Below are 24,938 nucleotides of genomic sequence, written 5' to 3' on the forward strand. Positions count from 1 at the left end.
GGGCTAACCCCGAATTGTGCGCAGCTATTCCATAGGCTGGCGTACGTGAGCGAGAAGGACCGCATCCGCTGGGACGCGGCCTACACCGACTCGGGGCCAGACGAAGCAGCAGCCCTGCCCGAGGTGTTCAGCGACCACGCGGACCGGTTTCCGCGGTCCGGCTCAGCGCTCGACGTCGCGTGTGGAACCGGCCGGGCCGCGATGTGGTTGGCTCGGCGCGGGCTACACGTGTGGGGCCTGGACGTGTCCGCTGTGGCGATCAACCAGGCGGGACATTCAGCCGTGCGTCAGGGAGTGGCAGCGCGCTGCTGCTTCGATGTCGCCGATCTCGACGAGGGCCTGCCGGAGGGCCCAGCGGTCGATGTGGTGCTGTGCCATCGCTTCCGTGATCCCGGCCTCTATGCGGCGTTGGCGGCCCGCCTGCGGCCCGGCGGCCTGCTGGCCATCTGTGTGCTGAGCGAAGTCGGTGCCCAGCCGGGCCGGTTCCGGGCCGCCGCGGGAGAGCTCGAGGCGGCCTTCGCCGGCCTTGAGATCCTCGCCGCGTCGGAGGGCGACGGTCAGGCCTGGTTGGTGGCCCGGGCGCCCGCCGGCGCACAGCGTTGACCGGCTACATCGGCGCGTTGGCGGGCTGGAAGACCCCGGAGCTGTCGGACTCCTCCTCGGCCCGGATCACGTGCACCACGGCGTTGATCAGCGCCAGGTGCGTGAACGCCTGCGGGAAGTTGCCCAGGTGACGGCCCGTGCGTGGCTCGATCTCCTCGGCGTACAGATGCAGCGGGCTGGCGAACGACAACAACCGCTCCAACAGATGCTTGGCCCGGCTCACCTCGCCGATCTCGACGAGCGCCGACACCAGCCAGAACGAACAGATCGTGAAGGTGCCCTCTTCACCGGACAGGCCGTCGTCGGTCTCCTCGACGCGGTAGCGCAGCACCAGGCCGTCCTCGGTGAGTTCGTCGGCGATGGCCAGCACCGTGGCCCGGACCCGTGGATCGTCCGAGGGCAGGAACCGGGTCAGCACCGCCAGCAGCAGCGAGGCGTCCAGCGCATCGTCGTTGTAACGCTGGGTGAGAACGCCACGGGAGTCCACGCCCCGGGCCAGCACGTCGGCCTTGATCTCTTCGGCGGTCGCTCGCCACTGCTGGGCGTAGCTCTTCTCGCCCTGTAGTTCGGCCAGCTTCGAACCGCGGTCCAGCGCCACCCAGCACATGATCTTGCTTGAGGTGAAGTGCTGCGGTTCGCCGCGTACCTCCCAGATGCCCCGGTCGGGCTCCTTCCAGTGCTTGATGGCTTCCTCGACCTGGTTCTTCAGCACGGGCCACAATGCCTCGGGAATCTGCTCGCGCGACTTGGCGTGCAGGTACACCGAATCGAGCATGGTGCCCCAGATGTCGTGCTGCATCTGGTTGTAGGCGCCATTGCCGATGCGCACGGGCCGGGCGTTGTCGTAACCCGACAGGTGGGGCAGCTCTTCCTCGACCAGGCTGCGTTCGCCTCCGACCCCGTACATCACCTGCAGCGGGTGCCGCTCGCCGTTGTTCGCGCCGGAGACGTCGGCGATGAACGAGAAGAAATCGTCGGCCTCCCGGTCCAGGCCGAGCGTGTACAAACCCCACAGCGCGAAGGTGGAGTCGCGTATCCACGAATAGCGGTAGTCCCAGTTTCGTTCGCCGTGCGGGGTTTCCGGCAGCGACGTGGTCGGCGCGGCCAGCAGGGCTCCGGTCGGCGAGTAGGTCAGCCCCTTGAGCGTCAGCGCGCTGCGCTGCAGGTACGACCGCCACGGGTGGTCAGGGAAGTCGCCGATGTTGATCCACTGCCGCCACGACTCGCTGGTCTTCCACATCTTCTCGGCGGCCTCGTCGTAGGTCTGCGGGGCCGGGTGCTTGGACCAGCTCAGCGCGACGAACACGTTGTCGCCTTCGGTCAGCCTGGTACGGGCGCGGGCCTCGCGGCCCTCGATGCCGATGCGCAGGTTGGTGGTGAGCCGCAGGGTGGGGTGGGAGTCCGGGTTGCGGCTGGCGCGGGCGATGGCTTCGCCATATGCCGGACCCGAGTACTCCCAAGACGCGCTGACCCGGTGGTAGTCGAACGCGGGCTCGCAGTTCATCACCAGTTCGACAGTCCCGCTGACGCACCGCACGGTGCGCAGCAGGATGTGCTCGGCATCCCAGTCCATCGGGGTGCGCCGATGGGTGCGGGAGCGGGTGTCGATGTCGTGCCACGGGCCCATCACCAGCGCGTCGCGCACGATCAGCCAGCCGGTGTGGGTTTGCCAGGTGGTTTCCAGGATCAGGCTGCCGGGCAGGTAGCGGCGCGCGGCCGGAACGGTCACGCCGTAGGGGCCGAGGCGGAAGTGGCCGGCGCTGCGGTCCAGGATCGCTCCGAACACGCTGGGGGAGTCCGGCCTGGGGACGCACAGCCACTCCACCGAGCCGGCCGAGGAGATCAGGCAGGTGTTCTCGCAGTCGGACAGGAAGCCGTAGTCGGCGATCGGTGGGAACGGGTTCCGTAGGCCCCCGCCCGAGGAGTACGGCACCGGGGCGGTGACCGTCAACGGCGCCTGGGGCGCCTTGGCAGTGGCAGGCGTCTTGTCGAGTGCCGCGACGACATCCGTGGGCTCGGTGTGTTGCAGGACCATCCGCACATCATCATCTGCGAACAGAGGTGTCGTCTACCCGAGACACACGTGTCGAACGTAACGGGTGGGGCGGGACCGAGAACGGATGAACCGGGCGATCGCCTACGCTTGCCCCATGGCGGCAATCCTGAACTGGTGGGACGGCGTCGAATTGTGGCTGACCGGGCTGCCGTTCGTCGTGCAGACCGCTGTGGTGATGCCCGTGGTGCTGGCCCTGGCCTATGGCAGCGCTGTCGTCCTCGACGGTGCGCTGGGCCGGGGAAGCGCCGGGCTGCGCCGGCTGCGCCACGCCCCGGCTGACGAGGCGGAATCAGAGTGAACCCGATGCCGCGCTCACGTGTCACGTTGATCTTGATTCTGCTGGTGGTGCTGGTCATCGTGATGTGGTTGCTGACCCGTTAGCCAGCCGTCGAGCGCTCGACGGGCGCGATGCCGCAATTCTGTTATTCTTCGCGCCATGTATTCAGCGTCCGGCAAGACTGAGAGCCATGTCTTGGCTCTCATTGCCGTGGGTTCGTGCGCTGTTGCTGACGTCGCCTGTTGTCGCTGACTCCACTCCGTCCGCGGATTGGTGTCGGTGGCGGTTCTGTGCCCGGATGCTCGTCGCTTGCCTCCCTCGCCTTTCCGACTGACGGACCTCGCAATGTCGGCTGCCCGTAAGAAAGGTCATCAGTGCCCGTTCACAAATCCAAGATCAGCAAGTTCTGGCGTACTGCCACCGTCCTGGCCGCCACTGCCGTGCTTGCGGTCGGCTGCGCCGGCGGTGCCAGTGATGTCGTCGGTGGCGATCCTGGTGCCGCGAACGCCGACACCACGCTGACGCTCGTCGCCTACGCAGTGCCGGAGCCGGGCTGGAGCAAGATCATCCCGGCGTTTGCCGCCACCGAGGAAGGCAAGGGCGTTGCGGTGCGGACGTCGTACGGGGCCTCGGGCGACCAGTCCCGGGCCGTGGCCGATGGCAAGCCGGCCGACATCGTCAACTTCTCGGTCGAGCCCGACATCGCCCGTCTGGTGAAGGCCGACAAGGTGCCCGATGACTGGAACGCGGGCAACACCAAGGGCACCCCGTTCGGTTCTGTGGTGTCCTTGGTGGTGCGCAAGGGCAACCCCAAGGGCATCAAAGATTGGGATGACCTGCTGCAGCCCGGGCTCGAGGTGGTCACTCCGAGTCCGCTGAGTTCGGGTTCGGCCAAGTGGAACCTGCTGGCGCCCTACGCGGTAAAAAGCAACGGCGGCAAGGATTCTGCTGCCGGCCTCGAGTTCGTCGACAAGCTGGTGACCGAGCACGTCAAGACCCGCCCGAGTTCGGGGCGCGAGGCCACCGACGTGTTCCTGCAGGGCACCGGCGACGTCCTGATCAGCTATGAGAACGAGGCGATCTACGTCGAGCGGCAGGGCAAGGACATCGAGCATGTCAACCCGCCGCAGACCTTCAAGATCGAGAACTCCGTCGCCGTCGTCAAGACCAGCGCGCACGCTGACAAGGCCAAGGCCCTGGCGAACTTCCTGCTCACCGCCGAGGGACAGAAGCTGTGGGCCGAGGCCGGATTCCGTCCGGTCAACCCCGCGGTGGCGGCGGACTTCGTCAAGGACTTCCCGACTCCGGAGAAGCTGTGGACGATCGCTGACCTCGGCGGATGGGACGAGGTCGACCCGGCGTTGTTCGACAAGGACAACGGCTCGATCACCAAGATCTACAAGCAGGCAACTGGATGACATCTGCAGCCCAGAACGACGCGGCCCAGCCCGATTCGGGTGTGCCCGCGCCGGCGGATCCCACCCTCGGCGCGCGGCCCGGCCGTTACGGAAGTACCTCGCTGCGCGTGGGTGCGGCCTCGATCTGGTTGAGCCTCATCGTCCTGCTGCCCTTGGCGGCGATCCTGTGGCAGGCCGCCGGCGGTGGGTGGAACGCCTTCTGGGCGGCTGTCACCTCCAACGCGGCCGTCGAATCGTTCCGGGTGACGCTGACCATCTCGGCCGGAGTCACGGTGGTGAACCTGGTTTTCGGTCTGATCGTGGCCTGGGTGCTGATCCGTGACGACTTCCCCGGCAAGCGGTTGGTCGACTCGGTGATCGACCTGCCCTTCGCCCTGCCGACGATCGTGGCCAGCCTGGTGATGCTGGCGCTGTACGGTCCGGCCAGTCCGGTCGGGTTGCACCTGCAGCACACCAAGTGGGGCGTCGGCGTCGCGCTGCTGTTCGTCACACTGCCGTTCGTGGTGCGCTCGGTGCAGCCGGTGCTGCTCGAGCTCGACCGGGAGACCGAGGAGGCGGCCGCCTCGCTGGGCGCCAACAACCGGGTGATCTTCTTGAAGGTGATCCTGCCGGCCTTGCTGCCGTCGCTGCTGTCGGGAGCGGGCCTCGCGTTCTCCCGTGCCATCGGTGAGTTCGGCTCGGTGGTGCTGATCGGTGGTGCGATACCGGGCGAGACCGAGGTGTCTTCGCAGTGGATCCGGACTCTGATCGAGAATGACGACCCTACCGGTGCTGCCGCGATCTCCGTTGTGCTGCTGCTGATCTCGTTCGCGGTGTTGTTGGTGCTGCGCGCAGTGGGTTCGCGGGCGGCCAAGCGGGAGGAGCTTTCGGCATGACGCTCTCACCGTCGGCGCGGTACCTGTTGCGCTTTCTGGCGCTGGCCTATGTGGCGGTGCTGGTGGTGGTCCCGGTCGGGTTGATCCTCCTGCGCACGTTCAGCCCGGGGATCGGCGCGTTCTTCGCATCGGTGGGCACGCCCGCGGCCATCTCGGCGCTGAACCTCTCGCTGTTGGTCGTGGCGATCGTGGTGCCGCTGAACGTGTTGTTCGGCGTTCCCACGGCCTTGGTGCTGGCGCGCAACCGGTTCCGCGGCAAGAGTGCCCTGCAGGCGATCATCGATCTGCCGTTCGCGGTGTCGCCGGTGGTTGTGGGTGTCGCACTGATCCTGCTGTGGGGTTCGGCCGGGTTGCTCGGATTTGTCGAGAACAACCTCGGCTTCAAGATCATCTTCGGGTTCCCCGGCATCGTGCTCGCCAGCATCTTCGTGACTGTCCCATTCGTCATCCGTGAGGTCGAGCCGGTGCTGCACGAGATCGGCACCGACCAGGAAGAGGCCGCCGCCACCCTGGGATCGACCTGGTGGCAGACGTTCTGGCGGATTACGCTGCCGTCGATCCGGTGGGGTCTGACCTACGGAATCGTGCTGACCATCGCCCGCACGCTCGGTGAGTTCGGTGCGGTGATCATGGTGTCCTCGAATCTTCCCGGCATCTCCCAGACGCTCACGCTGCTGGTGGCCGACCGCTACAACCGCGGCACCGACGAATCGGTGTACGGGGCGTATGCCCTCTCGACATTGCTCATGGCGGTTGCCGTGGTGGTGCTGGTTGTCCAGGTGATCCTCGACCGGCGCCGAACCAAGGCCGCGCAGTAGGCCCATAAGGAGATAAGCGCATGACCCAAGCGATCGTGGTTCGGGGCGCCAACAAGCATTACGGCGAATTCGCGGCGCTCGACGATATCGACTTCGAGGTGCCCTCAGGTTCGTTGACCGCGCTGCTGGGTCCCAGTGGCTCGGGCAAGTCCACCCTGCTGCGTGCCATCGCGGGCCTGGATCAGCCCGATACCGGAACCGTCACCATCAACGGGCGCGACGTCACCGGGGTGCCACCGCAGCGCCGGGGGATCGGGTTCGTGTTCCAGCACTATGCGGCCTTCAAACACCTGAATGTCCGCGACAACGTCGCCTTCGGCCTCAAGATTCGCAAGCGTCCGAAGGCCGAGGTCAAGGAGAAGGTCGACAATCTTCTGGAAGTGGTGGGGCTGGCCGGCTTTCAGACCCGCTATCCCAACCAGCTTTCCGGCGGACAGCGCCAGCGGATGGCGCTGGCGCGGGCTTTGGCGGTGGATCCGCAGGTACTGCTGCTCGACGAGCCGTTCGGGGCGCTGGATGCCAAGGTGCGCGACGACCTGCGTAGCTGGTTGCGTCGCCTGCACGACGAGGTGCATGTCACCACGGTGTTGGTGACGCACGATCAGGCCGAGGCGCTGGACGTGGCGGATCGGATCGCGGTGCTCAACAAGGGCCGTATCGAACAGATCGGCTCGCCGACCGAAGTGTACGACGAGCCGGCGAACGCATTTGTGATGTCGTTCCTGGGTGCGGTGTCGGAGCTGAACGGAATCTTGGTGCGCCCCCATGACATTCGTGTCGGCCGCACCCCGGAACTGGCCATCGCCGCAGGCGACGGCACCGCGGAGGCCACCGGGGTGCTGCGGGCCACCATCGACCGGATCGTGATGCTGGGCTTCGAGGTGCGGGTGGAGCTGACCAGTGCCGCAACCCATGTGCCGTTCACCGCGCAGATCACCCGGGGTGATGCCGAGGCGCTGGCGCTGCGCGAGGGTGACACCGTCTATGTGCGAGCGACGCGTGTTCCGCAGATCGCCGGGGGAGTGCAGGTTCCGGCGAGCGACGAGGACGAGGCGGTGACCGCCGGCTGAGACGGTCACGGCGCGCGGTCAGGCCAGGGTCAGGAACAACTTCTCCAACTCGGCGACGTCCATGGGTTCGTCGCTCTCGCCGGTGATGCATTCACGCAGACCGGTGGCGACGATCTTGAATCCGGCACGGTCCAGGGCTCGCGACACCGCGGCGAGCTGGGTGACGACATCCTTGCAGTCACGACCCTGCTCGATCATGGTGATGACGCCGGAGAGCTGCCCCTGCGCGCGCCGCAACCTGTTGAGGATTGCGGAGATCGATTCCTCGTCGCAGATCATGGTGTGCCCCTTTCATGTTGGGCTTCGTGGTTTCTACTATACCCGCGGGGGTATGGGGGTCAGGTTGTCGCCGTCGGTGGGCCGAAAAGCCACCGCAGCGGACACCATCCGAGCCGCGCGCAGCTGAGACTGCCGAGACCGGCCAGCCCGGTCAGGCCCGCGGCGATGAGCCCGACGACGGGGTGCAGCTCCTGGCCGAGAATGACCGAGGCCATGACCAACACGAACCAGCCGAAGCCCCGGCGCACGGCGTCGGGATCGACGTGCGCGGCCAGCCGGGTGCCCAGCAGGCTGCCCAGCACCGCCGCGGCGGTAACCGCTCCGGCGATGGTCCAGTCGATCGGCACGGTACTCAGGTGTCCGGCCAGGCCCGCGGCCGAGTTCATCGTGATCACCAGCAGCGAGGTGCCCACCGCGACGGGCATGGGCAGGCCGCCCAGCAGCGCCAGCGCGGGCACCACGAGGAAGCCGCCGCCGGCGCCGACGGCGCCCGTCACCACACCGACCCCGAGCCCCATCAGCAGAACCTTGGCGATCGGCATCGTCCGCGCGGTCGGTGTGCATGCGTTGCGGCCCTTGATCATTGCGATACCGGTGGCAGTCATCACCACGGTGAAGGCGATCAGCAGTACCGATCCGGCGACGACGTAGCTCAGCAGGCCGCCCAGGTATGCCCCGACCATGCCGGCCGCCCCGAACAGCAGGCCGCTGCGCCACTGCACGTGGCCGGCACGGGCATGGGAAAGGGTGCTGACCGCGCTCGTGACCCCGACCACCACGAGCGATGTGGCGATCGCCTGCTTGGCTTCCATGCCGGCCACATAGGCCAGCAGCGGAACGGTCAGGATCGAGCCGCCCCCGCCGAGGAGTCCGAGTGACACCCCGACCAGGACGGCAAGCGCGACAGCGAGGGCGATCATGCCAACGCGCCGGAAAGTGACTGCTTGGAGCCGATCAGCTGCTCGACGACGCTCTGCGCATCACAGGACGCGCCGCGGTTGTACGGCAGCTTGGCCAGCATCATGCCCATCGCGCAGGTGTTGGTCAGCGCCGCGGTGGTCAACCCGGCCCCGATCCCCGCGGCGACCCACTTGAGCTTGGGGGAGGCGATGCTGCCCAGGACGCTGCTCAGCACGATCGACCCCGCGACCAGGCGCACCTGGCGCTCGAGGTCCCAGCGCTGCGGGCCGCGGCGCACCGCGAATCCCTTGTCCTGCCAGGCCGTCATGCCGCCGTCGAGGATCGAGACGTTCGGCAGGCCGGCCTCACGCAAGGTCTGGCCGGCGGTGGTGGCCCGCTGCCCCGACCGGCAGACCAGCACGACATCCTCGTCGAGGTGCTGGGCGATCTCGTCACGGTGTTCCCGCAGCAGATCCAGTGGCACGTTGTAAGCGCCTGGAATATGGGCGGTTTCGAATTCACCCGGCGTGCGGACATCGATGAGCCGCGGGCCGGTGCCGGCTTGCTTGAGCTGGTTGAGCTCGACGGCGTCGATGATCGGCGAGGAGGACATCAGGCGAGACCTTTCAACATGAGGTTCCAGTACATGGCGGGCAGTCCGTACTTCTTCAGGTACCAGTAGGGCCGGTGCGGCTTGACCGGATCGAGGAGGGGGAAGGAGGGTTTGAGGGCGAAGTCGTAGTCGAACTCGGCCAGCAGCATGTCGTGCGAGGAAGTCACGATGGGGCAGGACGCGTAGCCGTCGTAGGATCCGGTGAGCGGGCGTCCGCTGAGTAGCGCGCCGATGTTCTCGACCACTACGGGCGCTTGTTTGCGAAGGGCCGCACCGGTTTTCGAGTTCGGGGAAGATCCGGCATCGCCGAGGCCGAACACGTTCGGGTAGCGCACGTGCTGCATGGTGTGCTTGTCGATGTCGACGTATCCGTTGGCGTCTCCACCGACATGGCTTGTCGACAGCGGGCTGGCCTTGATCCAGTCCGGGGCCGATTGGTGCGGGACCGCGTGCAGCACGTCGTAGGGGAGCGTGGAGTCAGTACCTGCGCCGTCATTGCCGACACTGGTCACCGTCACCTTGCGGGACGCCGAATCGACGGCCCGCACTTCACTTCCGGCGTGCAACGTGATGCCGTAGTCAGCGATGACCTTGTCCAGGTTGTCGGCGATGGCCGGGATGCCGAAGATGCGCGGGGTCGGGACCACCAGGTGTACGTCGATATTGTCGAGCACGCCCTGACGTCGCCAGTGATCGCAGGCCAGGTAGGCGATTTTCTGGGGTGCCCCGGCGCATTTGATCGGCCCCGACGGCATGGTGAACACGGCGGTGCCCGACCGGGTGTCGCGGATGAATTCCCATGTGCGCGGGGCGAGATCGAAGCGGTAGTTCGACGACACACCGTCCTTGCCCAGGGTGTCGGTCAGGCCCTCGATGCGGTGCCAGTCCAACTGGATGCCCGGTGCCACCACGAGCACGTCGTAGCCGTAGGTCGCGCCGTCGGCACAGGTAACCGTGTTGGCGTCCGGGTCGACGGCCGTGACCGCACTCTTGATCCAGGTTGCGCCGCGCGGCATGACCGAGGCCTCGGCGCGCTCGGTTTCGGCGGCCGTGGCCTGGCCGCCGCCCACCAGGGTCCACAGCGGCTGGTAGTAGTGCTTGTCGGACGGCTCGATGATCGCCACGTCGGGGTAATGCTTGCGCAGCAACCGGGCTGCCACGGTGATCCCGGCCGTGCCGCCGCCGATGATCAGGACCTCGTGCTTGACTGGGGTCGACATGCTTGTTGTGTTTTCCTGTCTCTCAGAGGGCGTGCGGTTCAGGCGGCGTGGGTGCTGTCAGCCCAGGCGCCGTAGCCGCCCAGGATGTCACTGACATCGGCGAAGCCGCGCTGGCGCAGCAGGCTGGCCGCCACCGAAGAGCGGTAGCCGCCGGCGCAGTAGACCACGGTCGGGCGGGTGGGATCCAGTTCGTCGGTCCGGTCCGCCAGCTGACCCACCGGAATGTTCACGGCGCCCGGGACCATGCCTGCCTCGGTCTCGCCGGGATTGCGCACGTCGACGATCTGCAGGTCCGGCACCGTGTCCGCCCGCTCGCCGAAGGCCGTGGCGGTCAACCGCGAGGCGACTGTCACGTCGTCGGAGTGCTCGAACATCGTGCGCTCCGGATCGGCGAGGTAGCCCAGCACGCGGTCGAATCCGATGCGGGCCAGCCGGTTCTTGCCCTCACGCTCCTCGCCCGGTTCGGTCACCAGCACGATGTCGGCGTCGGGTTTGACCACCGAACCGGCGAATTCGGCGTAGCGCCCGGCCAGTCCGATGTTGATTGCATTGCGTAGATGACCCAGGGCGAAGTCCTCGGGGCTGCGACCGTCGATCAACATGGCTCCGTTGCCGACGGCATCGGTGGCCCGGTGGTAATCCAGTGCCTCCGGCATCGCGTCCTCGTCCAGCAGAGCGCGGTCCTTGCGGTTGAGGATCGCGTCGTACACGAAGTAGCCAGGGGCCGGCGGCTGTCCTGCGGTGACCAGTTCGATGAACGACTGCTTGTCCGGTGCCCGCAGGGCGTAGTTGGTCTGCTTCTGCTCGCCCATGGTGGACGACAGCTCGGTGGACAGATTCTTGCCGCAGGCCGATCCCGCACCGTGGGCGGGGAAGACCCGGGTGGCATCGGGCAGCGGCAGCAGCTTCTCGTGCAGTGAGTGATAGAGCTTGTCGGCCAGCTCGTCGCGGGTGAAACCGATCGAGGCCAGCAGATCGGGCCGGCCGACGTCACCGATGAACAGGGTGTCGCCGGTCAGGACGCCGTAGGGCACCTCGTCGTCGGCGTGTTCATAGACCACGATGCTCATCGATTCCGGCGTGTGGCCCGGGGTGTGGCGGAACTCGAGCACGACTTCGCCGAGCGAAATACGTTGGCCGTCTTCGACTCCCAGGTGGTCGAACTCCGGCTGGGCGACCGAGGAGTACACGATCGAGGCGCCGGTGGCCTCGGCCAGCTCGAGGTGGCCGGACAGGAAGTCGGCGTGAAAGTGGGTTTCGATCACATGGGTGATCTGCATGCCGAGTTGCTCGGCGTCGGCGACGTACTCGGAGACGTCGCGCTGGGGGTCGACGACGACGGCGTGACCCGATGACTCGTCACCGATCAGGTACGACGCGTGCGACAGACAGTCCAGGTAGTACTGGATGAACTTCATTGTTCAGCTCCTTGTCGGTTCGGGCTGTATACCTAGGGGGGTATCTCAATAGCCTTGAATATACCCCTTGGGGTATAGGAGTCAAGCTCATGAAAGCGCCCCCGGGCGATACCCGGGGGCGAGATTGCTTTCGAGGGCGAAGGGGTCAGGCCGCGAAGCCGGCGCTGCGGGCGGCCAGCGCCTCTTCGTATCGATCCAGCACCGTGGCGGCCACCAGGCGATGCGGGCCAAGAGGCTCGGCCATCGGAATACCTGCAGCACAAGCAAATTCGGCGACCCGGTCGGTGATCCGGCCGTGCGCCAGGAACCAGGGCGCGATCACCAGACGGCGGGCACCGCGGTGGTACAACCGATCCACCGCCTCCGGCAGGGACGGGGTCTGCCCTGTGGCGAACGCCACGTGTGTGCCGGCCCAGCGGGTGCCTTCGGCCAGTGCTGCGGCCAGCGCGGCGGTGCGCGCATTCGCAGCGGGGTGCGACGAGCCCACCCCCACCATGACGACTCCCAGATCGGCGTCGAATCGGGAAACACCCACCGCGGTCAGTCGCTCCCGGACCACCTGCAGCAAGCGGGGGTCGTCTCCGAGCACGCCGGCCTGGGTGACCGCGGCACCGGAGTTGGCGATCAACTCTGGAATGTCGATCCTGGCGTGGTAGGCGCTGCCCAGCAGCAGTGGCACCACCACGGCACCCGGCTCCACTTCGGGCAGCACTTCGGTGAGGTTGGGCGCGTTCTGTTCACAGAACGCGACCCGTACCTCGGTGTCGGACAGCAGACGGCGCAGATGCCCGCCGATGGCATGCGCGTTCGCCGACGAGCGCGGGTCCGCGCTGCCGTGTGCGGTGAGAACGAGCGTCACAGGATCCTCACGAGGCGTGCAGCCCGCACTCCGTCTTGGCCTGGCCGGCCCACCGGCCGCTGCGCGGATCGGCGCCTTCGGCCGGCTTGGTCGTGCACGGGGCGCACCCGATGGACGGATAGCCGTCGTACACAAGGGGATTGACCAGAATGTCGTTGGCCTCGATGTAGGCCTGCATCTCGTCATCGGACCAGGCCGCGATCGGGTTGATCTTGACCAGGCCGAAGGCGGCATCCCAGCTGATCAGCGGGGCATTGGCGCGCGTCGGCGCCTCCACCCGGCGGATACCGGTGACCCATGCGCTGTAGCCCGCCAGGGCCTTGCCCAGCGGCTCGACCTTGCGCATCCGGCAGCAGGCCGCGGCGTCGCGGGCGAACAGGTCCACACCGTGCAGCTCATCCTGTTGGGCGACCGTGTTCTCGGGACGGACGTTCACCACGTTCACGCCGTAAACCTGCTCGACGGCGTCGCGGGTGCCGATGGTCTCGGCGAAGTGGTAGCCGGTGTCGAGGAACAGTACGTCGACGCCCGGGCGCACCTTGGCCGCCATCTCGACCAGGACAGCGTCCTGCATGTTGGAGGCCACGACGTAACCGGATCTGTTGGCCGGCCCGCCGGCGTCGCCGAAGTGCTCGTCCGTCCAGCGCAGGAGCTCCTCGGCGCCGGCGTCGGCCAGCTCGGCCGCACCGCGCTCGGCGAGCTCGATCAATTCCGCTTCAGTCAATGTGCTCATCTCGCGATCTACCTCAAGTCCGCCTCGTCGGCCCGGATGGCCCACTGGGCGAAACGCTCGCCACTCTCGCGTTGTTTCACAAAATTGCGGACAATCCGCTCGATGTAGTCGCCGAGCTCAGTGGCCAGCACCTTGTGCTGACGCAGCTTGCGCCCGAAACCGCTGTCCAGACCGAGGCTGCCGCCGAGGTGAACCTGGAAGCCCTCCTCCGGGCCGTCGCCGTCGTCCACCATCTGGCCTTTGAAGCCGATGTCGGCGACCTGGATGCGGGCGCACGAGTTGGGGCAGCCGTTGATGTTCACGGTGACCGGCACGTCTAGCTCGGCGTTGAGGTCACCCAGCCGGGCTTCCAGCTCGGGAACCAGGTGCTGGGCGCGACCACGCGTGTCGGCGAAGCTCAGCTTGCAGTACTCGATACCGGTGCAGGCCATCAGGTTCTGCCGCCAGTGCGACGGCTGCGACTGCAGGCCGAGGGCGTCCAGGCCCTCCCTGAGCTTGGCTAGATTCTCATCGGGGACGTCGAGGATGATCAGCTTCTGGTACGCGGTCAGGCGGGCACGGTCGGAACCGGCGGCCTCCATGAGATCGGCCACCTTGGTCAGGATCGTGCCCGACACCCGTCCGGCGATCGCCGAGACGCCGACCGCGTTGAGGCCGTTGCGGATCTTCTGCACGCCGACGTGGTCGACGGTGTGCGGCACCTGCTCCGGGGCCGGGCCGTCATGCAGCTTGCGGTGCAGGTACTCCGTTTCGAGAATTTCCCTGAACTTTTCGGTACCCCAGTCTTTGATCAGGAACTTAAGCCGCGCCTTCGAACGCAGCCGGCGGTAGCCGTAGTCGCGGAAGATCCCGACCACGCCGGCCCACACTTCGGCGACCTCTTCCAGCGGGACCCAGACGCCGACGCGCTGGGCCAGCATCGGGTTGGTGGACAGTCCGCCACCGACCCACAGGTCCAGGCCGGGCCCGTGCTCGGGGTGGTTGACCCCGATGAACGACACGTCGTTGATCTCGTGGGCCACGTCCTGCAACCCCGAGATCGCGGTCTTGAACTTGCGCGGCAGGTTGGAGAACTCAGGGCTACCGATGTAGAGCCGCTCGATCTCCTTCAACGCCGGCGTGGGGTCCAGCACCTCGACCAGCGAATCGCCGGCCAGGGGAGACCCGAGCATGCCGCGCGGGCAGTCGCCGCAGGCCTCCATGGTCTGCAGGCCGACCTCGTCCAGGCGACGCCAGACCTCGGGGATGTCCTCGATGCGCAGCCAGTGGTACTGCAGGTTCTCCCGGTCGGTGATGTCGGCGCTGTCCCTGGCGAAGTCGACCGAGATCTCGCCGAGAGTGCGGACGGCCTGCGCGGAGAGCGCCTTGCCGTCGGTGCGCACCCGCATCATGAAGTACTCGGCCTCGAGCAGATCGGCGTTGTCGTCACCGGTGAAGGTGCCGTCGTAGCCTTCGGTGCGCTGGGTGTAGAGCCCCATCCACCGGAACCGTCCGCGCAGGTCGTCCTTGGCGATGCTGGCGAAGCCCTCGCGTGAGTAGACGTTGAGGATGCGATCGCGCACGTTGAGTGCGTCGTCCTCCTGCTTGAACTCCTCGTTGTGGTTGAGCGGCTCACGGCTGCCCAGCGCCCACTGGCCTTCGTCGCGGGGTTTCTTGGCGGGCCGGTCGGCCTTGGCAGGTGCCTCGGGGGTTGTCACTGTTGTGCTCCTCGGATAAAGGAGCTGGCATGTAGACCGCGCAGATCACCGGTGGCTGTCCGGCGGCGCAGATCCGGTGCCAGCTGAAACTATGGGGCGGGCGGGGTCCGAAATCAACGCGTGATCAGGGCAGACAGCAACAGCTACAGACGCGCTTGAAATCGACATGCCGACGAGCCACCAGCGCAATGCGGGTGGTGCTGTTGTGGGCGGCAGTCACGCCCGACATTCTGCCACGATTGTCGCCACCTGCCCTAACCGGGCCATATTTGTGTTCACGGTGAGCAAAAGTCGTCGCTGGACAGTCTGGGAAAATCAAACCATGACCACGCGCACCGAACTCACCGGCCAACCCCGGTTGGCTCACGTTCCAGGCCGCGCGTTCGGCATCTACATCCACGTACCGTTCTGCGCGACCCGCTGCGGATACTGCGACTTCAACACCTACACGCCGGCCGAATTGGGGGGCGCCAACCCCGACGGCTGGCTGGCCGCCTTGCGCGTCGAGCTGCGGCTGGCGGCCGAGAACGTCGGTTCGGTGCCGGTACAGACGGTGTTCGTGGGCGGAGGGACGCCGTCGTTGCTGGGCGGGGTGGGCCTGGCGGCGGTGCTCGGCGCGGTCCGCGACAATTTCGAGCTGGCCGTCGACGCCGAGGTCACCACCGAGGCGAACCCCGAATCCACTTCTCCGGAGATGTTCGCGACGCTGCGTGAGGCCGGCTACACCCGGGTATCGCTGGGTATGCAATCCGCTGCTCCGCAGGTGCTGGCCGTGCTGGACCGGACACACTCTCCGGGGCGCGCGCCCGCGGCCGCGGTGGAGGCCAGGGCCGCGGGGTTCGAACACGTCAACATCGATCTCATCTATGGCACGCCGGGGGAGACCGACGACGATCTGCGGCGCTCGATCGACGTCGCGGTGGGCGCCGGCGTCGACCACGTGTCGGCGTATTCCCTGATCGTCGAGGACGGCACCGCCCTGGCCCGCCGGGTACGCCGCGGCGACATCGCCCGCCCTGATGACGACGTGCTCGCCCAACGCTATGAACTGTTGGACAACCGGCTGTCGGCGGCGGGTCTGCGCTGGTATGAGGTGTCGAACTGGAGCCTCGAGGGCGGGCAGTGCCGGCACAACCTCGGTTATTGGGGTGGCGGAGAGTGGTGGGGTGCGGGACCTGGGGCGCATGGTTTCCTGGGGGCTACCCGCTGGTGGAATGTCAAGCACCCCAACGCCTATGCCCAGGCATTGACCGAGAATCGGTTGCCTGTCGCCGATTTCGAAGAACTTGGTGCCCGCGATCGCCATGTCGAGGAAGTGATGTTGCGGGTCCGGGTCCGCGACGGCCTGCCCGTGGCACTACTCGATGCCGGCGAACAGGAGCGGGCTGAGAATCTGTGTGGCGAAGGTCTTCTCCTGCGGCAAGGAGAAGCCCTGGTGCTGACCGACCGCGGCCGGTTACTCGCGGACGCGGTCGTTCGCGAGCTGCTGGCGTAAGCAGCGAGATCCGGGCGAATGCTCTGTGTGAACCCTGTGAGGACGCTGTGTACGCATGTGTGGGACGTGTGCGGAAGATATTGAATCCGTAGCCAATTCGCGGCAGGGACGTAGGCCTGTGCAATGGGTTAGGCGAGGCTAAGCTTTGTCAAATGCTCACCAAGAACGACCAAGCTGACTGCGATGCTTCGGCCGCGCTCGCCTCATTCGAGCTGCCTGTGGGTGACAAGGCGACCGGCCCGGCCGATCTGGTCGCCGAGATTGCCCGCGCGCTGTCCGAAGACGGCAGTGATTACGTGGTGTACGAGCGAGGGAACCGCTGGATCCTGGCGTGTGGAGCGCAGTGTGGTGTCGAACTGGACAGCGATGAGCTGCGCCTCACCCGGGATGGAGTGGTTGCGGCACGACGGCCGTGGACCGGCAGGCCGGGCGCGGTGCTCGGCGAAGCGGTCGATCTCATGCTCGCCGACGCCGAGACCAGTGCCGACACCGCATTCGGCTGGGTCGCATTCGAATTCGGCGCGTACAAGTTCGGACTCGAAGACCGGTTGCCGCCGAAGACCCCGCTGGCACGGGTGTTCAGTCCGCTGACGCAGATCGAGGTAACCGCGGAACGGGTCACGGTCCTGGGTGGCCCCGAGAGCCACCACGGCGTCGTGCGACGACTGATCGCCGAGGGTGCCCCGTCGACGGCCGACCCTCGCGCCGTCGACATCCGCCAGGACGGTAGCGGCTATCGCGACCGGGTGGCGTCCGCGATCGAGGAGATCGGCCGGGGCCGGTATCAGAAGGTGATCCTGTCGCGGCGCTTCGACGTGCCCTTCCGGCTCGACTTTCCGTCGACCTACCGGCTGGGCCGCCGGCACAACAACCCGGCCCGCTCATTCCTGTTGCGGCTCGGTGCGCTTCGCGCGCTGGGCTACAGCCCCGAGCTCGTCGCCGCGGTGCATCAGGACGGGTTTGTGGTCACCGAGCCGCTGGCCGGCACCAGGGCGTTCGGTCGCGGCGCGGCCGACGATCAGGCGGCCCGTGACGATCTCGAGTCCAACTCCAAGGAAATCGTCGAACACGCGATCTCGGTGCGCAGCTCGCTCAAGGAGATCGCCGAAGTCGCCGAACCCGGCACCGCGACCGTCACCGACTTCATGACCATTCGGGAGCGCGGCAGCGTGCAGCACCTGGGATCCACCGTAGGGGCGCGCCTCGACCCGTCGATGGATCGAATGGATGCGTTGGAGGCGCTGTTCCCTGCCGTGACGGCTTCGGGAATTCCCAAGGCCGAGGGCGTCGAGGCGATACTGCGCCACGACGAGCTGCCCCGTGGTCTGTATTCCGGCGCGGTGACGATGTTCTCGGCTGACGGATCTCTCGACGCGGCGCTCGCATTGCGGGCGGCCTACGAGGCCGACGGGCACACCTGGCTGCGGGCCGGGGCCGGCATCATCGCCGAGTCCACGCCCGACCGCGAGTTCGAGGAGACGTGCGAGAAGCTGAGCACGCTGTCGCCGTATCTCATCGAGGAGGCCGGGCCGACATGTGAGTGAGCTAACACGTCGCGGGTGGCTTCGCGCGATGCCCGACAGTTAGCCGAAACGGCCGCGTCGTGCCGGAAAAATGCACGTCATCGCCGCCCGGGGGCTTTCCGGGAGATTCACAGGTGGTTCTGAGGTAGAGCCCATGCCCGTTCGAGTGGTGTGCCACTATGGTCCGCATGTCGGCAGCGTATTTAGGCAAGCCTACCCAGACTTACCTTCCTCTCCTTTCCTCGGAGTCCTGCTGAGATGGCATCCGAGACCTCGACCCCGGAACCTGTCGCCGTCATCGGACTGGGCTGCCGTGTCGCCGGCAGCGTTGCCACGCCTTCGGACTTCTGGAATTTCCTGCTGGAAGGACGCAGCAACGTCACAGAGGTGCCCGAGGAGCGGTGGGAGCCCTACCTGCGGCGCGATCCGCGCAACGCGGCGGTCCTGCGCGAGGTCACCCGGCTCGGTACCTTCCTCGACGACCTGGCCGGATTCGATGCCGAGTTCTTCGGGGTCTCACCGCGCGAGGCCGAGGTGATGGATCCTCAGCAGCGGCTCGCGCTCGAGGTCAGCTGGGAGGCCCTTGAGCACGCGGGAGTCTCACCGCGGGCGCTGGCCGGCAGCGACACCGCGGTACTGATGGGCGTCAACTCCGACGATTACGGCAAGTTGATCATGGAGGACCTGCCAGGCATCGACGCGTGGACCGGTATCGGAACGTCGTTGTGCGGCATCGCCAACCGGGTCTCGCATCTGCTCGATCTGCGAGGCCCCAGTGTGGCGCTGGACGCGGCATGCGCGGCCTCACTGGTCGCGGTCCACCAGGCGTGCCAGATGCTGCGCGCCCGTGAGACCTCACTGGCGTTGGCCGGCGGGGTGAGCGCGCTGATCGGCCCTGGTTTGACCCGGGTGCTCGACGAGGCCGGGGCTACTGCGCCCGACGGCCGCTGCAAGACTTTTGACGCCGCCGCGGACGGTTACGGGCGCGGCGAGGGGGCGGGTGTGGTGGTGCTCAAGCGCCTCGCCGACGCCGAGCGCGACGGTGACCGCATCCTGGCGGTGGTGCGAGGAGGTGCCACTGCACAGGACGGGCGCACCGTGGGCATCATGTCGCCCAACGGTGCCGCCCAGGCCGACATGTTCCAGCTCGCGTGCCGGATGTCAGGTGTCGACCCGGCTGGTGTCGGATATGTCGAGGCGCACGGAACCGGAACGCCCACCGGCGATCCCACTGAGGTTGGGGCGCTGGCTCAGGTGTACGGCGCGGGGCGGGCCGAGGCGGATCGGTGCCGCATCGGGTCGGTCAAACCCAACATCGGCCACCTCGAGGGCGGGGCCGGGGTGATGGGCCTGATCAAGACGGTCCTGGCCCTGCATCATGAGGCGATCCCGCCGACGGCCGGGCTGCGGGAACTCACCGGCGCGGTCGACTGGGCCGGCAGCGGGCTTCGGGTGCCCACCGAGGTCGAACCCTGGCCCCGCACCGACACACCCCGCCAGGCTGCGGTGTGCAGCTACGGCTACGGCGGCACGATCGCCCACATCCTTCTCGAAGAGGCTCCGGCACAACAGGACTCGACGCCACCCGCTGCATCCCGTCCGATGATCGTCCCACTGTCGGCACGGTCCGAGCCGCGCCTGGCCCGTCAGGCCGAAGCGTTGGCCGACCACCTGCGGGCCGGGCATCACGGGGTGGCCCCGGTGGCCGCCGCACTGTGGGCCCGGCGCAGCCACGAGCCGGTCCGGGCGGCCGTCGTCGCCGAACACCGGCACGAGCTGATCGCCGGTCTCGACGCACTGTCCCGTGGCGAACCCGGTGCCGGGCTGGTCACCGGCGCGGTTCCGGGCGGACAGGGCGCCGACGCGGTGTGGGTGTTCTCCGGACATGGTTCGCACTGGGCCGGCATGGGCCGCGAGTTGCTCGAAGCGGAGCCAACTTTCGCCCGTGTCATCGACGAGGTCGACGAGGTCTTCGGGCGGGAACTCGGATTCTCCGCCCGTGCGGCGCTGAGCACGGGTGAACTCGGCGGCACCGACCGCATCCAGGCGCTGACGTTCGCGATGCAGGTCGGACTGGCCGCGGTCCTGCGCGAGCGGGGAGTGCGGCCCGCCGCGGTGATCGGGCACTCGGTCGGTGAGGTCGCGGCGTGCGTCGTCTCCGGTGTATTCGAGTTGCGCCAGGGTGCGGCGGTGGCCTGCTACCGAGCCCGTGGGTTCCGGTCCGTGATGGGTTGTGGCGCCATGGCTTTGGTGCGGTTGCCGTTCGCCGAGGCCGCACAGCGGCTGTCGGATCGCACCGATGTGGTCGCCGCCATCAGCGCATCGGCCGAATCCTGCGTCATCTCGGGCGTCACCGGGGCTGTCGAGGAAGTCTGCCGGTCTTGGGACGAGCAGGGAATCGTGGTGCGCCGGGTCAATACCGACGTGGCATTCCACAGTCCGGCGATGGACGATCTGACCGGTGCTCTGGCATCCAACGTCGCCGGGCTCAATCCGCCTGGGGACGCGGTGATCCCGCTGTACACCACCGCGCTGGCCGACCCCCGCTCCAGCGCGCGGCGCGACGCCGACTATTGGGTACACAACCTGCGCGGGCAGGTCCGGTTCGCCGAGGCCGTCACCGCCGCGGCCGAGGACGGGCACCGGCTGTTCCTCGAGGTGTCCGCGCATCCGGTGGTCGCGCATTCGATCGTCGAGACCCTGCTGCACCTGGGAATCGACGACCATGCCGTCGTCCCGCTGCTGCGTCGAGAAACCTCCGAGCAGCCCGCCGTCATGACCGCGATCGCCTCGCTGTACTGCCATGGTGCCGATGTCGAACACGGTGTCGCCGAAGCTGATCCGTGGGCCGCCGACCTCCCGGTCACCCAGTGGCAACACCGGCACTTCTGGCGAGTCCCCTCCGCGACCCCCGGCGGCCGGGCGGTGCACGACACCACCGGTCACGCGCTGCTGGGCGGCCGCACCGACGTGGCCGGGACGGTCGCCACCCGGATGTGGCAGACCCGGCTGGACTTCGGCACCCGGCCCTACCCTGGTGACCATCCGGTGCAGGGCACCGAAATCGTGCCTGCTGCCGTGCTGTTGAACACCTTCCTGGCGGCAGCGGGCTCCGGCGCGGCGCTCTCGGACGTGTGGCTGCGCACGCCGGTCGCGCCGGCCCGAGCCCGCGACCTCCAAGTGGTGCTGGTCGACCGCGAGTTGACCCTGGCCTCACGGCTGGCTGACGCCGCCGAGGATCAGGACGGCGGGTGGCTGACGCACAGCAGCGCGGTGGCGGATCAGGGGCGCTGCGCGGTTGCCGATATCGACCTCGATGCGGCCCGTGGCCGGTGCGCCGAGCTGCTGGGTCCGCGTCACGTCATCGACACCCTCGCTGAACTCGGCGTCGCGGCGATGGGATTCGGCTGGGACATCACAGAGCTGCGCCGCGGTGCGGGCGAACTGCTGGCCCGGGTCACTTCCGAGCCGGACGGCACGCGGCCGAACACCTGGGCCTCGCTGGTGGATGCGGCCACTTCGGCTGCCTCGACCAGCTTCGACGGTCCGCCGCGACTGCGGATGCCGGCCCGGATCGAACGGCTTGACGTGCACAGCGAACCGCCGGCGACCGCGATGCTGTCGGTACGCCGCAGGCCCGGTACCACCACCACCGATGTCGCGCTCACCGACGGGACCGGATCGGTCTTGTTGTCGATCCGCGGGATGACTTTCGAGGAGCTGGAGAACCCGGGTCGCGAATCCTCGGCGACCGACGTCCGCAAGATCGTGCACCAGGTGTCGTGGCAGCAGGTGGCCGCCCGCGGTGAGCTGCCACCCAGCGGGGTGGTGCTGGTCGGCGGCGACGTCGATCGGCTGGAAGCCGCGGTTGACGATCTGACGGCGGCGGGCGTGCCGTATGTGGCGGTGGAAGACCCCGCGGAGCTGGATTCGGTGATCGAATGTGGCTCGCTGCCAAGCAGTCTCGGCGATCGAGCGGTGGTGCTGGTATTGCCGCGCGATGACGACATGCCCGGGGCCGCCGTCGATCTGGTGACCCGAACGCTGGCTCTGCTGCAGCGCTTGGGGGTGTCGGCACGGCTGTGGGCGCTCACCGTCGGTGTGCACGAGGGGGCCAACGTCACCCACGCGCCGCTGTGGGGGCTGGGCCGTGTCGCGGCCGCGGAGCATCCGCAGTTGTGGGGCGGTGTGGTCGACGTGGCCGACGGGCGCCTGCCCCTGGATGCACTGGGGTCGCTGGCCGGACACGGTGTGCTGGTGGTCCGCGACGGGGTCGCGCTGGCTGCCCGGCTCTCCGGATCGACTTCGCCTGCCGCGGCGCCTGCGAGCCCCATGCAGTGTGTGCCGGGCGGAACGTATCTGATCACCGGCGGCACCGGTGCGCTCGGGCTGCGGATGGCTCAGCACCTGGCCGATCTCGGAGCGCACCGCCTGGTGCTGCTGTCGCGCTCGGGCTTGCCCGCCCGTTCGGTCTGGGCCGAGAACCCACAGTCGACGGCGATCCGCGCGGTCGCCGCGCTCGAGGAACGGGGTGTGTCGGTCACGGTGGCCGCGGTGGACATCGGAGCGCCGGGATCGGCAGATGCCCTGCGGGACGTGCTGCGCCCGTTGCCGCCGGTGCGTGGCGTCATCCACGCGGCGGGGGTGGAAGCCGGTGCGCTGTTGATGAATACGACGGCCGACGAGTTCGCCGCCGCCATGCATCCCAAGGTGCAGGGCACGCTCGTCCTGCATGAGGTGTTCCCACCCGAGCGGCTCGACTGGATGGTGCTGTTCTCTTCGTGCGGCTACCTCGCCGGTTTCCCCGGACAGGGCGCCTACGGTTGTGCCAACGCGTTCCTCGACGGAATGGCGCGGCACCGGCGCAGTCTCGGTGACCGCACCACCGCCGTCGCGTGGACGGCGTGGCGCGGGTTGGGAATGGGATCGGCGTCGGAATTCGTCGCGGCGCAGCTCGACGCGCTCGGTATGGGCACCGTCGGTGCCGAGGACGCGATGCGGGCCCTGGAGCTGGCAATGCGTGAGGACACGGCCAACGTCGTGGTGCTGCCGGTCCTGCCTGCCGCGGCGGCCGTGCCGATCTTGGCGGCGATGGCGCCCGAGGAGGAACCCGACGACATAGCGGAGCCGGCCGCGGGTGAGTTCGATCCCGAGCAGCTCGCGTCTCACGTATTGACCGCGGTGGCCGGCCAATTGGGGCTGGCGGAATCCGACGTGAACATCGACCTGCCGCTGGTGGAATTGGGCGTCGACTCGATCATGACGGTGCGGCTGCGCCGTCAGCTGGAGAAGCAGACCGGGCTGTCACTGCCGCCGACCCTGCTGTGGGAGCACCCCACCGCGGCGGCCGTGACTGCCAGGATCATCGAGCTGCTGGACCCCGCCGCGAAGCGTGAGGTGCCGGTGGGGCATTAACCGCTGATCGTGGCGATCAGCTTCTTCTTGTCGACCTTGCCCACTGCCGTGGAGGGCAAGGTCGGCAGGGGGACGAGCACGTCGGGCCGGGCGTGGGCCGACGCCCCGCGCTGGTCGAGGAACTCGTTGAGCTCGACCAAGGTGACCGGCGCGCCCTTGAACACCACCGCAGCGCAGATCTTTTCGCCGAGGTAGTCGTCGGGCAGTGCCACCGCCGCAGCCGCGTACACGGCCGGGTGAGCCAGCAGATGGTCCTCTAGGTCGGTGGCCGAGACCGTCTCGCCGCCACGATGGATGACGTCTTTGATCCGGCCGGTCACCTCGACGTAGCCGGCCCGTGGCCCGTCGGTGAAGATCCGGACCCGGTCCCCGGTGCGGAAGAATCCGTCGGGGCTGAACGACCGGGCGTTTGCCTCCTCGGCGCGGTAGTAGCCGTTGAGCGTGTAGGGCCCGCGCACCAGCAGTTCGCCCTCCTGGCCGGAAGCGACCTGGTGGCCGTCCTCGTCGACCACCCGCATCTCGTCGTGGGGCGACATCGGCCGGCCCTGGGTGTGTTCCACCACTTCCACCGGATCGCCCGGCCGGGTGAAATTCAGCATCCCTTCGGCCATTCCGAAGATCTGCTGTAGTCCCGGGCTCAGGCCCTCTCGGATGAAACGCGCCTCGTCCGGGGACATCCGTGACCCGCCCACCTGGACCACCCGCAACGAGGTGGGCAGGACCGGTTCCCAGTCACAGGCCTGCGTCCACAGCTTGGCCAGGGCGTTGACGAGCCCGGTCACTGTGACGCCGTGGGAGTTGATCAGGGGGAACACCGACTCCGGGCTGGGGTCGTCGGTATAGACGGTGGTGGCACCGACCGTCATCGAGCCGAGCAGGCCGGGGCAGGCGAACGGGAAGTTGTGTCCCGCCGGCAGAACCGCGAGATACACGTCCTCGTGCACCATCTCGCAGGCCTGGGCGCACGCCGTGGCGTTGTACAGATAGTCGTCGTGGGTACGGGGGATGAGCTTGGGCAGGCCGGTGGTTCCGCCGGACACCAGCAGGACGGCCGGACCGGTGGTGTCGACGGTGACGTTCGGCGGCCCGGGCTGATCGAAATCTTTGAGGGCCGACCAGGATTGGAAGTCACCAGGGTCCCCGTCGACAAGGACGTGACTCAGCCGCGGATGTTCGGAGGTGAGTTGAGTGGCCAGCTCCCGGTAGTCGAATCCGGCGATGGCATCGGGAATCACCAAGCCGGCAGCGCCGCTGAGGTCGGCGAAATGGCCCAGCTCGGCCGACCGGTGACCGGGCAGGCACAGGACGGGAACCACCCCGGCGCGAAGCAGGCCAAACGTCGCCACCGCGAATTCGCGCGTATTCGGCAGCTGCACCAGGAAGCGATCACCGGGCCTGACGCCGCGCGCGGCCAGCGCTGCCCCGATGCGGTCGGCGAGCGCGTCCAGTTCGGCGAACGTGTGGGCCCCGGTGGCATCGACCACGGCGGGCTTGTCCGGCCAGCGCTGCGCGGCGTCGCGCAGGATGCTGTCGAGCGGTTTGCCCTGCCAGTACCCGGCCTGGCGGTATACCGCGGCGCGGTCCTCGGGGAAGGGGGTGAATCCGTTTGCCAGTTCGTCCTGTTGGCGGTCAAAACCGGTGGTCATCGGTGTTCTCGGCTCCCGTCGGG

The 24,938-nt window shown here is 67.8% G+C and carries 21 protein-coding genes; 10 read left to right on the forward strand and 11 right to left on the reverse strand.

Annotation, left to right across the window (positions count from 1 at the left end; all coding sequences use genetic code 11):
• Positions 1-45 precede the first annotated feature (45 nt).
• Positions 46-603 carry a class I SAM-dependent methyltransferase gene (locus BKG60_RS08315; protein ID WP_075909521.1) on the forward strand — a complete coding sequence of 186 codons (558 nt, stop codon included), beginning with the start codon at positions 46-48 and terminating at the stop codon, positions 601-603.
• 4 nt (positions 604-607) lie between these two features.
• Here BKG60_RS08315 and BKG60_RS08320 read toward each other — a convergent pair whose 3' ends face one another.
• Positions 608-2,638, reverse strand: coding sequence for a glycoside hydrolase family 15 protein (locus tag BKG60_RS08320; RefSeq protein ID WP_070189076.1), 2,031 nt, complete (start codon positions 2,636-2,638; stop codon positions 608-610).
• Between the two features lie 115 nt (positions 2,639-2,753).
• Between BKG60_RS08320 and BKG60_RS08325 the strand changes: the two genes are divergently transcribed.
• From BKG60_RS08325 to BKG60_RS08345, 6 genes are all read left to right on the forward strand, one after another.
• Positions 2,754-2,957 (forward strand): hypothetical protein, encoded by a 204-nt coding sequence (locus tag BKG60_RS08325; protein WP_070189143.1) that lies wholly within the window; start codon positions 2,754-2,756, stop codon positions 2,955-2,957.
• A 138-nt stretch (positions 2,958-3,095) separates the two neighbouring features.
• Complete coding sequence (locus tag BKG60_RS32825) at positions 3,096-3,188, forward strand: Ms4533A family Cys-rich leader peptide (RefSeq protein WP_358024091.1); 93 nt, start codon at positions 3,096-3,098, stop codon at positions 3,186-3,188.
• 122 nt (positions 3,189-3,310) lie between these two features.
• The gene (locus BKG60_RS08330; protein ID WP_070943460.1) at positions 3,311-4,354 is read left to right on the forward strand and encodes a sulfate ABC transporter substrate-binding protein; all 1,044 of its coding nucleotides are present in this window, start codon (positions 3,311-3,313) and stop codon (positions 4,352-4,354) included.
• On the forward strand, positions 4,351-5,229 hold the full coding sequence (gene cysT, locus BKG60_RS08335) for a sulfate ABC transporter permease subunit CysT (RefSeq protein WP_075909522.1): 879 nt from the start codon (positions 4,351-4,353) through the stop codon (positions 5,227-5,229). The genes BKG60_RS08330 and cysT overlap by 4 nt, the downstream gene beginning before the upstream one ends.
• Positions 5,226-6,047, forward strand: a complete 822-nt coding sequence (gene cysW, locus BKG60_RS08340; RefSeq protein ID WP_070189079.1) for a sulfate ABC transporter permease subunit CysW — start codon at positions 5,226-5,228, stop codon at positions 6,045-6,047. The genes cysT and cysW overlap by 4 nt, the downstream gene beginning before the upstream one ends.
• A gap of 20 nt (positions 6,048-6,067) precedes the next feature.
• The gene (locus tag BKG60_RS08345) at positions 6,068-7,117 is read left to right on the forward strand and encodes a sulfate/molybdate ABC transporter ATP-binding protein (protein ID WP_075909523.1); all 1,050 of its coding nucleotides are present in this window, start codon (positions 6,068-6,070) and stop codon (positions 7,115-7,117) included.
• An 18-nt stretch (positions 7,118-7,135) separates the two neighbouring features.
• Here BKG60_RS08345 and BKG60_RS08350 read toward each other — a convergent pair whose 3' ends face one another.
• From BKG60_RS08350 to BKG60_RS32830, 9 genes are all read right to left on the reverse strand, one after another.
• A complete protein-coding gene (locus BKG60_RS08350; protein ID WP_036449197.1) occupies positions 7,136-7,396 on the reverse strand; it encodes a metal-sensitive transcriptional regulator in 261 nt (86 codons plus the stop codon).
• A 59-nt stretch (positions 7,397-7,455) separates the two neighbouring features.
• A complete protein-coding gene (locus BKG60_RS08355) occupies positions 7,456-8,316 on the reverse strand; it encodes a sulfite exporter TauE/SafE family protein (protein WP_075909524.1) in 861 nt (286 codons plus the stop codon).
• Positions 8,313-8,909 (reverse strand): rhodanese-like domain-containing protein, encoded by a 597-nt coding sequence (locus tag BKG60_RS08360; RefSeq protein WP_070189082.1) that lies wholly within the window; start codon positions 8,907-8,909, stop codon positions 8,313-8,315. The genes BKG60_RS08355 and BKG60_RS08360 overlap by 4 nt, the downstream gene beginning before the upstream one ends.
• The gene (locus BKG60_RS08365) at positions 8,909-10,129 is read right to left on the reverse strand and encodes an NAD(P)/FAD-dependent oxidoreductase (protein ID WP_075909525.1); all 1,221 of its coding nucleotides are present in this window, start codon (positions 10,127-10,129) and stop codon (positions 8,909-8,911) included. The genes BKG60_RS08360 and BKG60_RS08365 overlap by 1 nt, the downstream gene beginning before the upstream one ends.
• 38 nt (positions 10,130-10,167) lie before the next feature.
• Complete coding sequence (locus BKG60_RS08370) at positions 10,168-11,547, reverse strand: MBL fold metallo-hydrolase (RefSeq protein WP_075909526.1); 1,380 nt, start codon at positions 11,545-11,547, stop codon at positions 10,168-10,170.
• 145 nt (positions 11,548-11,692) lie between these two features.
• Positions 11,693-12,406, reverse strand: a complete 714-nt coding sequence (locus tag BKG60_RS08375; protein ID WP_075909527.1) for a sirohydrochlorin chelatase — start codon at positions 12,404-12,406, stop codon at positions 11,693-11,695.
• Between the two features lie 7 nt (positions 12,407-12,413).
• The gene (locus BKG60_RS08380) at positions 12,414-13,139 is read right to left on the reverse strand and encodes a phosphoadenylyl-sulfate reductase (protein ID WP_075909528.1); all 726 of its coding nucleotides are present in this window, start codon (positions 13,137-13,139) and stop codon (positions 12,414-12,416) included.
• Positions 13,140-13,147: 8 nt separating this feature from the next.
• The gene (locus BKG60_RS08385) at positions 13,148-14,836 is read right to left on the reverse strand and encodes a nitrite/sulfite reductase (protein ID WP_075909529.1); all 1,689 of its coding nucleotides are present in this window, start codon (positions 14,834-14,836) and stop codon (positions 13,148-13,150) included.
• A gap of 124 nt (positions 14,837-14,960) precedes the next feature.
• Positions 14,961-15,065, reverse strand: a complete 105-nt coding sequence (locus BKG60_RS32830; RefSeq protein ID WP_350222970.1) for an Ms4527A family Cys-rich leader peptide — start codon at positions 15,063-15,065, stop codon at positions 14,961-14,963.
• Positions 15,066-15,158: 93 nt separating this feature from the next.
• Between BKG60_RS32830 and hemW the strand changes: the two genes are divergently transcribed.
• The 3 genes from hemW (at position 15,159) to BKG60_RS08400 (ending at position 23,269) form a co-directional block, all read left to right on the forward strand.
• Complete coding sequence (hemW, locus tag BKG60_RS08390) at positions 15,159-16,331, forward strand: radical SAM family heme chaperone HemW (RefSeq protein WP_075909530.1); 1,173 nt, start codon at positions 15,159-15,161, stop codon at positions 16,329-16,331.
• 152 nt (positions 16,332-16,483) lie between these two features.
• Entirely contained in the window at positions 16,484-17,875 is a 1,392-nt protein-coding gene (locus BKG60_RS08395) for a salicylate synthase (protein WP_083650272.1), read from the forward strand.
• A 237-nt stretch (positions 17,876-18,112) separates the two neighbouring features.
• Entirely contained in the window at positions 18,113-23,269 is a 5,157-nt protein-coding gene (locus tag BKG60_RS08400; RefSeq protein WP_075909531.1) for a type I polyketide synthase, read from the forward strand.
• Here the strand turns inward: BKG60_RS08400 and BKG60_RS08405 are convergent.
• Positions 23,266-24,915, reverse strand: coding sequence for a (2,3-dihydroxybenzoyl)adenylate synthase (locus BKG60_RS08405; protein WP_075909532.1), 1,650 nt, complete (start codon positions 24,913-24,915; stop codon positions 23,266-23,268). The genes BKG60_RS08400 and BKG60_RS08405 overlap by 4 nt on opposite strands.
• Positions 24,916-24,938: the final 23 nt, after the last annotated feature.

The sequence above is a fragment of the Mycobacterium syngnathidarum genome (assembly GCF_001942625.1).
Taxonomy (GTDB): Bacteria; Actinomycetota; Actinomycetes; order Mycobacteriales; family Mycobacteriaceae; genus Mycobacterium; species Mycobacterium syngnathidarum.